The sequence below is a fragment of the Bacillus sp. 007/AIA-02/001 genome (assembly GCF_004634455.1).
Classification (GTDB): Bacteria; Bacillota; Bacilli; order Bacillales; family Bacillaceae_G; genus Bacillus_A; species Bacillus_A cereus.
On sequence record NZ_SEIY01000007.1, the window covers coordinates 82,025 to 97,227 of the forward strand.

The following is a 15,203-nucleotide window of genomic DNA, read 5'->3' on the forward strand; positions in this document are numbered from 1 at the left end:
CTACATCGCTTCTTTTTTCTGTCCGATAACAGATCGTTCTAAAATCTCTGTCACATCAAGAGTTTGAACCTTCTCTTCTACCTCTTTCGCTTTCGTTCCATCACTGATCATCGTTAAGCAATATGGACAACCTGTACCGATAATGGATGGCTGTACAGCTAATGCTTGTTCTGTACGAGCAACGTTAATACGTGAACCTGTTGTTTCTTCCATCCACATTAAGCCACCACCTGCGCCACAGCACATTCCCGTTTCACGGTTACGTGCCATTTCTACAAGATTCACTCCAGGAATCGCTTTCAAAATGTCACGTGGCGCTTCATACACTTCGTTGTATCTTCCTAAATAACAGGAATCATGGTACGTAACTGTTTCTTCAATAGCGTGAACAGGCTTTAAGCGCCCTTCTTTCACCCACTGAGCTAACAATTCTGTATGATGATAGACTTCTGCTTGCAAGCCAAAGTCCGGATACTCATTTTTAAATGTGTTATAAGCATGAGGATCAATCGTAACGATTTTCTTCACTCCTGCCTTTTCAAATTCTTCGATATTCTTTGTCGCCATCTCTTGGAATACAAATTCATTTCCAAGGCGGCGTGGTGTATCTCCAGAATTCTTTTCTTTATTACCGAGAATTGCGAATGAAATGCCTGCTTCGTTCATTAACTTCGCAAACGATATCGCAATCTTCTGACTACGATTGTCGTATGATCCCATTGAACCAACCCAGAATAAATACTCGAATTCCTCCCCAGCTTTTGATTTTTCTTTTACAGTTGGAACTGTTACTTCGTCATCACCTTGGCGCCATGTTTCACGCTCTTTACGGTTCAGCCCCCACGGATTTCCTTGACGCTCGATATTTGTCATCGCGCGTTGTGCTTCCGCGTCCATTTTTCCTTCAGTCAAAACGAGATATCGACGTAAGTCAATAATTTTGTCAACATGCTCATTCATAACTGGGCATTGATCTTCACAGTTACGGCACGTTGTACATGCCCAAATCTCTTCTTCTGTAATAACATCTCCGATTAAACTCGGATCGTAAGCGAGCGTTGTAGACGCTGATTCTTGTTGCCCTTTTCCAGCTGCCATCATCGCTAACTGATTTCCTTGTGTATTATTGAAGGCAACTACTGGAACCCACGGTGCTTTTGATGTTACCGCAGCTCCTTTATCAGTTAAATGATCGCGAAGTTTTAAAATTAAGTCCATCGGTGATAACATTTTTCCTGTTCCTGTTGCCGGACACATATTTGTACAACGGCCACACTCTACACAAGCGTATAAGTCAATAAGTTGATTTTGTCTAAAGTCTTCAATTTTACCAACACCAAATGTTTCTTGCGTTTCATCTTCAAAATCAATCTTTTCAAGCTTCCCTGGGTTTGAAAGACGACCGAAGAATACATTAGCTGGTCCTGCAATTAAATGCGCATGTTTTGATTGTGGAACATACACTAAAAACGTTAACAAAATTAGTAAATGCACCCACCAAGAAAAATAGAACACTGAAATGGCTACGGTTTCATTTATCCCGCTAAAAACGTAAGCGATTGCAGAAGCAATTGGTTCACTCCATGAAAGCTCCTCGCCATGCCATATAAGTCCCATACCGTTACCAAGTAGCACAGAAATCATTAAACCACCGATAAAAATAAGAACAAGACCTGATTTGAAGTTACGTTTTAAACGAACAAGCTTTTCTACATAACGTCTATGAAAGGCCCAAAATACTGCAATTAAAATAACAAGTGTGACAATTTCCTGGAAGAATGTAAATGCAGGGTATAGTGGTCCAAGTGGAAGATGTGATCCTGGTGCGAGTCCTTTCCAAACGAAGTCAATTGCTCCAAATTGGACAAGAATAAATCCGTAAAAGAACATAACGTGAATGATGCCGCTTTTCTTATCTTTCAGCAGCTTTTTCTGACCGAAAACATTGACCTTAAGGAGATCCCAACGCTCTTTAAAACGACGGTCAAACTCAATTTTTTTTCCTAATTGTATGTAGGCCATTCTCGTCCGTATAAGATATACAAACAAATATCCTGCATAAGCAATAACAGCAATGGCAGCCAGCCAATTAATAATCAGTAAGCTATTCATTTTTATGCTACCCCTCTCTTTGTAAGCCCTCTTTCTTTTTGAATCTTCAAAAATATATAATTTTCTGAATTATATCCCCTATCCCCATTATATAATGAGTGAGCATTCAGTCAACAGTTTTTTGTTATAGAACAACACATTTTTTCATAAAGCTGTTTATTTCGGTGAAACTATAAAGTGAAACTTTAATCAGTAGGGGTGGTTCATCCCCCACTGATTATTAGTTGAACCAATCGGGCTTTTACGGGCAGTTGATTTCCTAACTAACTTCTACTTATCCAACAGTTTTTGAGGTGAAAGGCTTACTGCCCGTTAAAGCAGGATAAAGTGAAACTTTAATTAGTACAACATCTATCCTCTAAAGAAATTTATAATAACAGCCGTGCTACCCGTATCATTTGTAACATACTGAAGGTGAAAAGAATGCGAAGGAGGGAATTCACTGATGCTCTACTTATCTCTTTTGTTAATATCCGTTGCTCTTTGGATTACAATTGACCTTTCATACGGGAGACTTCTTCATTTAAAACGGGTAAGCTCTCGCACTTTCCCTTTACGTCAAAGTGATTTTCACCTTTATACATATGGGAAAGATTTATATGATGCTTTATTTACTGATATAAAACAAGCACAGCACCACATTCATATTTTATTCTTCATTGTAAAAAACGATAAAATCAGTCGTGAATTTTTAAAGTTGCTGATTGATAAGGCTCAGGAAGGAATTGAAGTACGACTTTTACTTGATCGATTTGGCAGCCATTCTTTATCAAACGAAGCTATTCGCTCCCTGCAAAAACATGGTGTATCTTTTTCATTTTGTCATAAGGTAAAATTTCCTCTTCCTTTCTTTTCTGCCAATCAAAGAAATCATAGAAAAATTACAGTGATTGATGGGAAAACCGGCTATATCGGGGGATTTAATATTGGCGAAGAGTATCTAGGGCATAATGAACACTTAGGATTATGGCGAGACTATCATTTACGTCTTACAGGAGAAGGGGTTCAAGATTTACAAAAGCAATTTTTGCATGATTGGTTTGATGATACGAAACAGAATTTATTGGATGCTTCTCTTTATTTTCCAAAACAACAACCAGGTACCATCTTGCATCAATTTATTCCGACTGATGGTGCTTATTTACAGCATACTTTTTTACATTTAATTAACGGAGCAAAAAAAGAAATCTGTATCGGTACGCCATATTTCATTCCTGGAAAAAAAATTATGAATGCCTTATTAAAAGCAAGAGAAAGAGGGGTTCAAATCACAATTCTTGTTCCAGAAAAAGCTGATCACCCTCTCGTTCGGGAAGCAAAATTCCCGTACTGCCGAAAATTAATACAGGCTGGTTGCAATATTTATGCATTTCAACAAGGGTTTTTTCACGCCAAAATTATTATAGTGGACGATGATATTTGTGATATCGGAACGGCAAACTTTGATATGAGAAGTTTATATATTAACCATGAAATAAACTGCCTGTTATATAATAAACATTTCATTCAAACAGTAAAAAATAAATTTCATGAAGATCTAGAGAATGCATCCGTACTTTCCTATAGCGATGTAAACCCGCCTTCTCTTATCAATAGAGGAAAGGAATGGATTGGAACAATACTTGCTTTCTTTTTATAGGAAAGACAATGAATAAAAGAGGTGTATCTCATATGATTATACGGTTTGGATATGTCTCACATGCAATGGCACTCTGGGACTGTTCTCCTGCCAAAACAATGACGTTTACAAGTTTTAAGAAACTTAGCAAGCAAGAACGAGAAGACAAACTGTACCATGTTATAAAGCAAAATTTAGAGCACACAATACGTATCCTTCATTACAATATAGCGCATGAAATCCCACTATATCGCCTATCGTCTTCCATCGTCCCACTTGCAACACATCCCGAAGTCGAGTTTGACTATATTGGGGTATTCACACCACTTTGGCGTAAAATAGGGGCTTTAATTAAAGAACACAATTTACGAATAAGTTTTCATCCAAATCAATTTACGCTATTTACAAGCGACAAGCCACATATTACTACTAACGCTATTACGGATATGACTTATCATTATAAAATATTGGATGCTATAGGCATTGCAGATTCTTCTTACATTAATATTCATGTAGGTGGAGCCTATGGAAATAAAGAAAAGACGATTGAGCGCTTCCATGAAAACATAAAAAAACTTCCTACACATATAAAAAAACAAATGACTCTTGAAAATGATGATAAAACCTATACAACCGCTGAAACTTTATCCATTTGCCAAAAAGAAAATATTCCATTTGTATTTGATTATCATCATCATATGGCCAATCTTTGCGAGGAACCACTAGAAGAGTTGCTTCCTGCAATTTTTGAAACTTGGCCACATACAAATATCTCTCCTAAAGTTCACATTTCCTCCCCGAGATCGGAAAAAGAATTTAGGGCTCATGCTGAATATATCGATTTAGAGTTTATTAAGCCTTTCTTACACATTGCAAAAAAACACAATCATAATTTCGATATTATGATTGAAAGTAAACAAAAAGACTTAGCACTATTCCAATTAATAGATGAACTTTCTGCTATAAGAGGAATTAAAAGAATAAGTGGTGCAATGTTACAGTGGTAAATTGTAACTTTGCACCATTTTTTCAAAAAAGTAATTTTTATAGTAAAAAACATTCTGTTTTATATGCTATTATTTAAATTAGCATTTTCTCCCCGAGATTCAACTTTATTGAAACGGAGTCATAATATGATTAATCAAAAAAAGTATATACAATCTGTCATAATATACATATTTATATTTGCTCTTTGGATATTCCTTATACCAAATGAGTCGAATATAAAAGAAATCGGGATTCTTTTCTTATTCTGTTTCGCTGCACTTTTTTCTTGCTATTGCTTATGTAAAGCGATTAGAAAAATGACGCATGGTGATAAATTATTTTGGATTTTATTATTATGTACTTGTCTATGCGGGTTAGCTATGGAAATAACTTTATTTCTTCCTTCACTTTCTATTCATAAGCAAGTTATATTCTCATATAAAGCATTACCTTTTTTTATCATACAATATGTTTTACTCTTTGTTGGATTTGCTATAAAGTTTATAAAAATTTACTCTATTAAGGGTCTTGCTCAATTTTCATTCGATAGCATCTTTATTGTTATTATGAACATTTATTTCACTTTAACTTTTATCTTGGACCTTTCAAGCTTCCGTATGTTAACAAAGGAAACTTGGATTTTAATTGGCTATTTTATTGCACAATCATTAGTAATTTACGCCGTTATTAGTCTTTATAGAAGAGAACAATATTCTTCTAGTAGAATCGCATTAATTATCGGTTTCACTATTATACTCGTATACGGTTACATTCATCTGTTTCAATTAAATTTTGGGATGAAAACTTCTCCTGAATTTAATTATTTAATACACACTGCTTCTATTTTATTAATTGGACTTTCTTCCATACTATATATCTTGGATAAACCAATGCAACATGAAACGAAAGCAAAATATTATCGATTCGATTATGTACGTTTTATACTACCTTATTTTAGTATAATTATTACTTTTTCCTTTATTATCATTCAACCTTGGGATGATAAATTTATGTTAATTGGTCTCGTATTATCACTTATTTTGTTATTCTTGCGGCAACTTTACATGTGGAAAGATAATCAAGCACTAATCCTTACATATGAACAGTTGACTACACAACTAGAGGACGAAGTTGAAGAAGGTGCATTTGCATTATCAAAAAGTGAACAACGCTATAAGTCTTTATTCGAAGATCATCCCGATGCCGTTTTCTCTTTAAATATGAATGGCATTTTTCAACAATCTAATAAGGCATGCGAAAGCTTATTTACTGCCTATTATTGTGAAGTAGCAAGCTATTCTCTGGTACACTTTATTGATTCAAAAGACCACGAACTACTAAAGAAGGCTTTACAAATTACAAAGGAAGGTAGGCCACAAACGTTAGAAGTTCGTACAAAAGAACAAGAAGGCTATTATTATTATCTTCATATTACACTTATCCCTACTTTTATAAACAAAGAAGTGGTCGGAATGTTTGGGATAGCGCGTGATATTACCACTCTATATGAAAAACAAAAACAAGTAGAGCATTTAGCCTTTCACGATGCACTTACTGGATTACCAAATCGTCGAAAGTTCGAAAAAGATTTAAAAGCCATTTTAAATACAGCCCAAACTAACGCAAATGATGTCGCCGTCATATTCCTTGATTTAGATCGATTTAAAAAAATTAACGATAGACTTGGCCATGACGTTGGAGATTTATTATTAATTGAAGTAGCAAAAAGATTACGCGGTTGCTTGCGTTCAAAAGATATCGTCGCTCGCCAAGGTGGAGATGAGTTTACAATTCTGTTACCAGAAATGTACTCAGAAAAAAGTGCAATTTTTATAGCTGAACAGATTTTAACTATTTTAAACAAACCATTCTTCATTCAAGGCGAAGAACTCTCTATTACACCAAGTATCGGAATTGCGATGTACCCTGATTATGGAACTGATGTAAATGAATTAATGAAAAATGCTGATATGGCTATGTATCGTGCGAAAGCAAATGGAAAAAACCGATTTGTTTTCTTCTCAAAAGAAATGAGTATCGCTCAAAATGAAATTCAATTCTTAGAAGGTGAACTTTCAAAAGCATTACAACAAAATGAATTTTTCCTTGAATACCAGCCACAAGTAAGCACAAAAACAAAACAAATTATCGGTTTTGAAGCATTAATACGTTGGAAGCATCCAAAACTCGGTATCGTATCTCCTGCCCAATTTATTCCTCTAGCAGAGGAAACTGGTTTTATTATTGAACTTGGCAATTGGATTTTACGTACTGCCTGTTTAGAGGCAAAAAGATGGCATAATCAAGGTTTCTCTCACTTAAAAGTTGGTGTAAATTTATCTGTTGTTCAATTTAACCATGCAGATTTAATCCCAACTATTTCAAAGGTGTTGGAAGAAACAGAACTGAAACCAGAAGCACTAGATATTGAAATTACGGAAAGCATCGCAATTAATCAAAATCAATCTGTAGTTGCAAAACTAGAACAACTTCAAAATCTCGGTATTCAAATTTCAATCGACGACTTTGGAACTGGTTATAGTTCTTTAGCTTATTTAACAAAATATCCAATCAATACATTAAAAATCGCTCGAGAGTTTATTTGTGGAATTACAACTAGCCCTTTAGAAGAAGCAATTGTCTCTTCCATTATTACACTATCAAAAGAACTAAATTTAGAAGTGATTGCAGAAGGTGTAGAAACAGAAGAAGAATGGAAATTTTTACATAAACAAAATTGTGATCACATTCAAGGATTCTTTATTAGCAAACCTGTTTCTAGTAAAGACGTTTGGATGTTACTCCATAAAAAAACAACCGTCTAAGTAAGACGGTTGTTTTTTTTAAAACTCAAAAGGCATATCTGAAGCTAATTGTACCTCTTGATCATCATGAGAAATTACTTGGCTTTTCTCTAAAGCTGTATCCGCTAATGAAATACCCCATGTCATTGCTAACGTTAATAGACTACCGATAAGTAGTTTCTTCATATTCCATCACCCACATTTTTTCTTTTAATATATCATGAAAATTTATCCATATATTATGCAATTATGCATATTTAGTTTTTGCGTTATTTTATTTCGGCATTTTTTTCATAAACTTTTCTTTATACGTATGCATTTCTAGTATATCAAAAAAGAAATAAGCTTTTTCATAAGCTTCTTCACTCTCTGCCTCATCATAGCCTAGCTTTTCTAAGCATTCACCTTTTTGATAGTATAGCTGCCCAATCAATGCCATACTATTAATTCGACACGATATTTCAATAGCTTTATTTATTTGATAAAGAGCCTCTTCATATTGATTATCTAAGTATAATGTTTTCGCATAATTATGTCTTACCTTCACATCAAACTCTTTATTTTCAGGTAATGCCTCTAATTGCTTTAATATACCTTCAAATAACTCCATGCCCTTCTTAAAGTAACCATTTTCAGCATAAATATTTGCAATTGCATTCTCTATATAAAGATTTTGGTACACATCAATCCCAGTTAATTGTTGATTTAACAATTTTTTTAATTCTAAAATACAATATTCATAATCACTTTTCTTCAATACATACGCTGCTACATGATATTGCCATTGAAGAAATTGCTGAAACTCAGGATGATATTCTTCCTTTTTCAACTCATTCCATACTTTATTATAAATTTCTTTATATTTCTTTTGCTTACAAAGCATAATGATTTGATCTTTTAACTGCTTTTTCCTCTCAATATCGGAATAAATGAGTACCTCATAAAAATGAATAATGGGAACTTGTAACTTTGCTGCAATACCTTGCAATATATCCATACTTGGGTATACCGCACCCGATTCAATCCTGCTCACTTCCGATTGATGACATATGTTCTCGGATAACTGTTTTTGTGTTAATCCTCTCAACACTCTAATTTTCTTAATTTCACTTCCTAATTTCTCTGCGTGCATACTTACTCACCATCCCATTATAACAATCTAATTTGTTAAGTTGTCATACCACTACAATAATGTGAATTCGACAATTTTTGATATGAAATAATGCATAATATATATAAAATTCGGCAAATTTTTCATACAATTCATCTCACATACAATAATAGATTAGGAGTGTTATAGATGAATTATAGAAAACTTGCTAGTGCTTTCGTTACATTCGGTCTTCTTTGCCCTTTATCAACAGAAGCTATTCATGCTCAAGAATTAGACAAAAGTGTAGTCAAAGTTGAAATTGCTCAGCCTGGTTTAACAATCGGGAAATTAACACAACCTCAAAATGATACGAAAGAAAATATTGCTAAAAAGTATTTAAAAGGTGAGGTAAATGGGGCGAAAGCTCAACAAGAACAAGTCACTACTGAAAAAAATGTAGATTTCCAACCTACAAATAAAGAAACCAAAGAAAATCAAACCGAAGTTCGCCTTGCACAAACATATAAAAACTATAAAGTATATGGCCAAGATCTCATTGTAAAAGTAGATAAAAATGGAGTGATCACAACTGTTAGTGGTAAAGTTGTTCAAAATTTAAATCAACAACCTAATCTTACTATAACAAATTTTTTGTCGAAAAATGAAGTAAAATCTAAATTACGCGATATAGTTCAAATTCCAAGTGATGCAGTTGAGACAGAATTCTCTAGCGAAACCGTTGTTTATAAGAAAAAAGATGGCTATTATACATTCGCAACTGTTATTACATTTACTTATGAAAACAATGAACAAATCATAAACGGCAATGCTATCGTTGATCTAAAAACTGGCGAAGTACTTTTCCAAGAAAAGTTCATTAAAAACAAAGAGAATAAGACTATAAATCAAGTAACATCACCTAGATTATCCCCTGCAAGTGAGCAAGGAACTGGGAAAAATGCACTTCAAGAAAACATCTCTTTCAATATTGCCAAAGGAACTGATGGGAAATTTTATTTAGCGGATTTATCACGCGGAAATGGTATTTATATTTATAATGCAAACTACGCCGATTCCCTCGGAGGATATAGTCAAGCTGGTTATCCAGGGACACTAATTTCAAGTAGTACTCCTAATTTTGCAGATAAAGAAGCCGCGGGCGCTATGAAGAATATGAGTGATATTTACGATTACTTTAAGAAAGAACATAATCTAAAAAGTTACGACAATAAAGATTCAAAAGTTGTTGCTAGTGTACACGGTTTTGATTCTACTGAAGTTAGTGATGGTGTAAAAGAAGACTATGTAAATGCATTTTGGCATCCCGCTTGGAACCAAATGGTATTTGGTGATGGTTTAGGCGGAAAACTAACATCCGCTCTTGATGTAACAGCTCATGAATTTGGACATGCTGTATTTAGTGGCACGACGAAAAATAAAGTCGTGAGATATCCAAGTGCTGAAACATCTGCACTAAACGAGGGATTAGCGGATTTCTGGGGTACACAAATCGAATATTACGTAAAGAAAGATAAAGGAAACTGGATTATGGGCGATACATTAGGTGGCCTAACAATTCGTGATATCCCAAGGGAAATTGGTGACGGCGGTCATAAATTATATACAAATTTACAAGATTTCTATAACGATGGTAATAATCAAGAATCACACGTGAATTCTGGTATTATCAGTCACGTATTATATCAATTAGCTGAAGGTAAAACATATAACGGTGTTGCTGTTCAAAAGCAAGGAAATGAAAAAGTAAGTAAAGTTGTTATGCGTACATTGCAAAATTATGCAACTTCCGCTGAAGACTTTGAATCACTTCAATCTCATATTGTACAAGCTGCAAAAGATTTATATGGCACTGCCGTATCAAATGAATTTGCAAAGGCATTTGAAGCACACGGTTACAAACCGTTACAAAAAATAAATAAAGTAATAGCGGTACAATAATAAAAAAGAAGTTTACCAATCATAGGTAAACTTCTTTTCATATCCAACCCTTTTCTTCCGCAATTGTAATTGCCTCAATTCTATTTTTCGCATCGAGCTTCGTTAATACTTCAGAAATATAATTACGCACTGTACCCGGCGAAAGATAAAGTGCCTTCGCAATTTCGTTTGCCGTCTTTCCTTCTTTCGCAAGCAACAATACTTCCTTTTCGCGATCTGACAACGGATTTTGCTCCTGCCATAGGCCGAACATTAAATCTTGGGAGACCTCTCGTTTTCCCTTCATTACATTACGAATTGCTGCCGCTAAATCTTCACTTGGGCTATCCTTTAATAAATAGCCGTGCACACCAGCTTTCATTGCTCTTTCAAAATATCCCGGCCGTGCAAATGTTGTTAAAATCATTACTTTGCATGATGATTTTTCTTTCTTTAACGCTTCAGCAACATCTAATCCACTTTGAATCGGCATTTCAATATCCATAATACTTATATCCGGTTTTAACGATTCAATTAATTTTAGCGCCTCTTCCCCGTTTGCCGCTTGTCCAATTACTTCGATATCATCTTCTAGATCAAGCAGAGCCCCTAACGCACCACGAAGCATCCGCTGATCTTCTGCAATAATAATTCGGATCATGCCCTCACCTCATCTTTTCCTGTTCTAATAACAACTGGAACTTTTACTGTTAACAACGTCCCTGGATTGATTGTACCTAGTTCAACAAATCCATCAATAAGAGCAATTCGTTCTTTCATGCCGCGAATACCATTTCCATCATGATTTTGATCTGTTAAACCAATTCCGTTATCTTCTACTTTCAAAATTAGTTCACCTTGTGATTCTAATACAGAAACTGCGCACCGCGTCGCCTTACTATGTTTTACAACATTTGTAACGGCCTCACGTAAACACATCCCGACAATATTTTGTTCAATTGGTGATAACGAGCTCGATCTTGCTTCTTGCCTCACTTCTAATTCAATATTAGCTGCTTGTAAGATTGCTTTTATTTGCTCTAGCTCTTCTTCTACCGTAATCATACGCATATCAGAAATTAATTCTCTCAGCTGTTTTAAGGCTGTACGAGACGTTTGTGTAATTTCCTTCGCTTCCGCACTTGCACGCTCCGGATTTTTCACAATTAACTTCTCTACAAGCTGGCTTTTCAAAGTAATAAGAGATAACGTATGCCCTAATGTGTCATGAAGATCTCTTGCAATCCGCTGCCGTTCTTCACGTTTTACTAAGTCTTTAATTTGCTCGTTCGCCTCATCTAATTGATTTCTTAACATCTTTTTCTGATTAAAATTACGCATACCAAATGGCGTAAGAAGCATTAAAATAAACATCGGGACGATATTTACTAAACTTGTTGGTGTTAGTTGATTCATATTTACAAATACAAATGCTCCAAGCATTACAGCTAACAAACAGAGTAATACCCGAAATACTTTCTTACTTGGTGCAAATCCCATCGCACTTGCCGTGAAAAAGCCAAAGAATATCATGAAGGGATTATAAAATAAAGCAAATAAAAAGATGAGTATCATTTGAATGCATGCCCATAAAATAAACGTCTTCTGAACAAAATATAGCTGACGGTATGTGATAATAAAAAGTATCAACATACCGCTTCCTAGCACAAGCTTCCATCCTGATGCTTGTGCTAAATGGTAAATTGGAAATAATAAATACACAAGCCACATGTACGGAAAAAATCCCATATGTTTCGGAAAAATCTCAATCCTCTTCTTCTCTATCATTTATACCGCTTCCTGTCTTTTTCTTATATATATTGATACTACAACAAATATAAGGAAATAACCTCCTAATACCGCGATATTTTCCCATCCAATTGATTTTCCAGCTACAATATCCCACGCACCACTTCCGAAATGGTATGTTGGTGTCCATTCACCAATCGTTCTTAATATTTTGGGGAATACTTCAATCGGCATCCATAACCCGCCAACTATAGCTAAACTCATATTTAAAATATTTGCTAAGCCAGCAGCTGCGTCCGCCTTCTTAATGGAACCTATTACTGTTCCTAACGCTAAAAATGGTGTTACCCCTAACAATAACCATAACCCCGCACCAATCCATTGCCCTACTGTTAACTCAACATGATTAATTAGTATCCCTGCAATAAAGATAACTAATATTGAAAAAGCATTTACTACTGTTTGAGCGATAATTTTCGCTGTTAAATATGCTCCCTCTGGAAGCGGTGTAATTTTTAAAAGATGTGTCCATCCTTGCCCTTTTTCCTGAGAAAGTCTCACACCGAAACTAAAGAGTGCAGTCCCTACAATACTGAAAGTTGCCATCGAAATTAAATAATGTGCTTTCCACGCATCTCCGTTTTGTGGTACTTGAACAACATTTGTAAAAATGTAGTAAAACATAACAGGCATTAATAATGAGAAAAAGATAAATAATTTATTGCGGAATGTACGTAAAATTTCTATTTTGCACTGCATCCATAACGCTCTCATGCGATTTCCTCCTTCTGATTTGCGACAAACTGTTCAAATGCCTCATCAAGGCTTCCACGTTCAACTGAAACATCTGTTACAGGTAAACTCCTTTGATAAATGGCTTTTAAAGTTGCATCCGTATCCTCCGTTGTTAAAATGAAGCGGCCTTCGTTTGACTTTACTTCTATTACATTTGGTAATTCCTTTAGTAATTTTGTAGGAATGCTTTCCTTTGAGTAAAATGTGATTGTTTTTCTCGAAATCGTTGCTTTCATTTCGTCTGGTGTACCATCTGAGATAATCTTTCCGTTCGCAAATAATAAGATACGATTTGCTAAAGCATCTGCTTCTTCTAAATAATGCGTCGTTAAAATAATCGTTTTCCCTTCACTTGCTAACTTTCGAATCGTTTCCCAAAACGTTCTTCGAGACGTAATATCCATTCCGACTGTCGGCTCATCTAAAAATAACAAATCCGGATTTCCCGCAAGTGCAAGCGCAAAGTTTAACCTTCTTTTTTGCCCACCTGATAATTTCTCACATCTTTGCTTTCGCTCTGATTCTAAATTTGCTAACTGCAGTAACGTTTCTTTCTCTATAGGATTCGTATAATAACTACGGAATAACTCAATTGCCTCTTCCACCGTAATACTATCAATGACACTTACTTCTTGCAGCATCGCACCGAGGCTATTACGAACATCCCTATGCTTTGGACTCTTTCCAAATATAGAGACCTTACCTTCCGTTGGTTCCTTTAATCCAAGCATCATCGACATCGTCGTTGTTTTCCCCGCACCATTTGGACCAAGCAACGCTACTATTTCCCCTTTATTTACATGAAATGAAACATTATTTACTGCGTTTTTATGTTTAAATGTTTTAGAAACATCATTTACTTCAATAATCTTTTCCATCTCTCCACCCCCGCTGTTTCTTATATTTACATTGTATTCCTTGGAAAACTTAGGAAACAGTATGATGCGTCATGACATCGATATGACAATTGTCATGTATTCTTTATGAGAGGAATCAGCCCCCATACCGCAAGCGAGTAGCAGGACGAAAATAAACATGATACAATCGGATAAGATATATATTCGAGGAAGGACAGTGGTTTTCATGATTATTCGTAATGAACAAGATTTAGAAGGCTTACGAAAAATCGGCCGCATCGTTGCGCTTGCACGTGAAGAAATGAAAAAACAAGCGAAGCCAGGTATGACAACGAAAGAGCTTGATTTGATTGGTAAAAAAGTATTAGATGAGCATGGTGCTATTTCTGCACCTGAAAAAGAATATGATTTTCCAGGTGTAACTTGCATTAGTGTAAATGAAGAAGTTGCTCATGGTATTCCAGGAGATCGTGTATTAAAAGAAGGCGACTTAGTAAACGTCGATGTATCCGCTGCACTTGATGGCTATTATGCAGATACAGGCATTTCATTTGTTCTTGGAGAAGACGAGGCAAAAGAAAAACTTTGCCAAGCAGCGGTTGATGCATTTTGGGCAGCAATGAAAAAGGTTAGAGCTGGCTCAAAACAAAATCAAATTGGTCGTGCTGTTTCAAACTTCGCACATAAAAGTGGATACAATGTTATCCAAAACTTAACTGGTCACGGCATTGGTCTTAGCTTACATGAAGCACCAAATCACATTTTAAGTTACTATGACCCAATGGATAATGCGCTTCTAAAAGACGGTCTTGTTATCGCTGTAGAACCGTTCATCTCTATGAAAGCTGATCATATTATTGAACGTGGTGACGATGGTTGGACATTCGTTACACCAGATAAAAGTCTTGTTGCACAATGTGAACATACCGTTGTCGTAACACGCGGTGAACCAATAATCTTAACAGAAATCTAATACCAAAAACGGCTGTTTTGTAGATTTATTCCACATAAAACAGCCGTTTTTTATTTTTGGGAAAATATGTGAACTAGTGTTGAACTCTTTATCATTTAAGTATATAATCTTTAGCGGAGGTTACTTAAGCTTATCTTTACTAAAAAGATATTGTAACTAAGGAGTAAAACACCTTCTTTCCTATTGTTTAAACAGGCTCAAAAATGACCGTAGTAACGTGTTAGTCGAATATTCTGTAATCCTTATATTTCTCTAACAATGTAAGAAACTATCACCT

12 protein-coding genes are annotated in these 15,203 nt (G+C 35.2%); 5 read left to right on the forward strand and 7 right to left on the reverse strand.

From position 1 onward, the window contains the following. Positions 1-2,112, reverse strand: a complete 2,112-nt coding sequence (locus ES895_RS16090; RefSeq protein WP_001086776.1) for a (Fe-S)-binding protein — start codon at positions 2,110-2,112, stop codon at positions 1-3. Positions 2,113-2,557: 445 nt separating this feature from the next. Here ES895_RS16090 and cls point away from each other — a divergent pair, with 445 nt between their 5' ends. The 3 genes from cls to ES895_RS16105 all read left to right on the forward strand — a co-directional run bounded on the left by cls (position 2,558) and on the right by ES895_RS16105 (position 7,542). Continuing rightward, entirely contained in the window at positions 2,558-3,751 is a 1,194-nt protein-coding gene (gene cls, locus ES895_RS16095) for a cardiolipin synthase (RefSeq protein ID WP_000966417.1), read from the forward strand. A 32-nt stretch (positions 3,752-3,783) separates the two neighbouring features. After that, positions 3,784-4,737, forward strand: a complete 954-nt coding sequence (gene uvsE, locus ES895_RS16100; protein WP_135238480.1) for a UV DNA damage repair endonuclease UvsE — start codon at positions 3,784-3,786, stop codon at positions 4,735-4,737. Between the two features lie 126 nt (positions 4,738-4,863). Next, entirely contained in the window at positions 4,864-7,542 is a 2,679-nt protein-coding gene (locus tag ES895_RS16105) for a DUF4084 domain-containing protein (RefSeq protein ID WP_048568662.1), read from the forward strand. A gap of 18 nt (positions 7,543-7,560) precedes the next feature. On the opposite strand, the gene ES895_RS16110 is transcribed toward ES895_RS16105, so the two are convergent. Together ES895_RS16110 and ES895_RS16115 are read right to left on the reverse strand one after the other, a co-directional pair. Further along, positions 7,561-7,707: a quorum-sensing peptide PapR gene (locus tag ES895_RS16110; protein WP_000734744.1), complete on the reverse strand. Its 147-nt coding sequence runs from the start codon at positions 7,705-7,707 to the stop codon at positions 7,561-7,563. Positions 7,708-7,795: 88 nt separating this feature from the next. Next, the gene (locus ES895_RS16115; protein WP_000542907.1) at positions 7,796-8,653 is read right to left on the reverse strand and encodes a helix-turn-helix domain-containing protein; all 858 of its coding nucleotides are present in this window, start codon (positions 8,651-8,653) and stop codon (positions 7,796-7,798) included. 168 nt (positions 8,654-8,821) lie between these two features. On the opposite strand from ES895_RS16115, the gene ES895_RS16120 reads away from it, so the two are divergent. Then, positions 8,822-10,573 (forward strand): M4 family metallopeptidase, encoded by a 1,752-nt coding sequence (locus ES895_RS16120; RefSeq protein ID WP_048568663.1) that lies wholly within the window; start codon positions 8,822-8,824, stop codon positions 10,571-10,573. A 37-nt stretch (positions 10,574-10,610) separates the two neighbouring features. Here the strand turns inward: ES895_RS16120 and ES895_RS16125 are convergent, their stop codons facing one another. The 4 genes from ES895_RS16125 to ES895_RS16140 are packed head-to-tail and all read right to left on the reverse strand — an operon-like array spanning position 10,611 to position 13,974. Continuing rightward, positions 10,611-11,213, reverse strand: a complete 603-nt coding sequence (locus ES895_RS16125; protein WP_000619245.1) for a response regulator transcription factor — start codon at positions 11,211-11,213, stop codon at positions 10,611-10,613. Then, positions 11,210-12,340 carry a sensor histidine kinase gene (locus tag ES895_RS16130; protein ID WP_000570626.1) on the reverse strand — a complete coding sequence of 377 codons (1,131 nt, stop codon included), beginning with the start codon at positions 12,338-12,340 and terminating at the stop codon, positions 11,210-11,212. Before ES895_RS16130 ends, ES895_RS16125 begins: the two co-directional genes overlap by 4 nt. Beyond that, positions 12,341-13,075: an ABC transporter permease gene (locus ES895_RS16135; RefSeq protein ID WP_001202427.1), complete on the reverse strand. Its 735-nt coding sequence runs from the start codon at positions 13,073-13,075 to the stop codon at positions 12,341-12,343. Beyond that, positions 13,072-13,974 (reverse strand): ABC transporter ATP-binding protein, encoded by a 903-nt coding sequence (locus tag ES895_RS16140; RefSeq protein WP_000411111.1) that lies wholly within the window; start codon positions 13,972-13,974, stop codon positions 13,072-13,074. The genes ES895_RS16135 and ES895_RS16140 overlap by 4 nt, the downstream gene beginning before the upstream one ends. Positions 13,975-14,131: 157 nt before the next feature. Between ES895_RS16140 and map the strand changes: the two genes are divergently transcribed. Continuing rightward, entirely contained in the window at positions 14,132-14,926 is a 795-nt protein-coding gene (gene map, locus ES895_RS16145) for a type I methionyl aminopeptidase (RefSeq protein ID WP_003313889.1), read from the forward strand. Positions 14,927-15,203 lie beyond the last annotated feature (277 nt).

Coding starts and splice junctions, on each gene's coding strand:
- ES895_RS16135 (WP_001202427.1), bottom strand. CDS start 13,075: ATGAGAGCGTTATGGATGCAGTGCAAAATAGAAATTTTACGTACATTC.
- uvsE (WP_135238480.1), top strand. CDS start 3,784: ATGATTATACGGTTTGGATATGTCTCACATGCAATGGCACTCTGGGAC.
- ES895_RS16115 (WP_000542907.1), bottom strand. CDS start 8,653: ATGCACGCAGAGAAATTAGGAAGTGAAATTAAGAAAATTAGAGTGTTG.
- ES895_RS16140 (WP_000411111.1), bottom strand. CDS start 13,974: ATGGAAAAGATTATTGAAGTAAATGATGTTTCTAAAACATTTAAACAT.
- ES895_RS16120 (WP_048568663.1), top strand. CDS start 8,822: ATGAATTATAGAAAACTTGCTAGTGCTTTCGTTACATTCGGTCTTCTT.
- ES895_RS16125 (WP_000619245.1), bottom strand. CDS start 11,213: ATGATCCGAATTATTATTGCAGAAGATCAGCGGATGCTTCGTGGTGCG.
- cls (WP_000966417.1), top strand. CDS start 2,558: ATGCTCTACTTATCTCTTTTGTTAATATCCGTTGCTCTTTGGATTACA.
- ES895_RS16090 (WP_001086776.1), bottom strand. CDS start 2,112: ATGAATAGCTTACTGATTATTAATTGGCTGGCTGCCATTGCTGTTATT.
- ES895_RS16130 (WP_000570626.1), bottom strand. CDS start 12,340: ATGATAGAGAAGAAGAGGATTGAGATTTTTCCGAAACATATGGGATTT.
- ES895_RS16105 (WP_048568662.1), top strand. CDS start 4,864: ATGATTAATCAAAAAAAGTATATACAATCTGTCATAATATACATATTT.
- ES895_RS16110 (WP_000734744.1), bottom strand. CDS start 7,707: ATGAAGAAACTACTTATCGGTAGTCTATTAACGTTAGCAATGACATGG.
- map (WP_003313889.1), top strand. CDS start 14,132: ATGATACAATCGGATAAGATATATATTCGAGGAAGGACAGTGGTTTTC.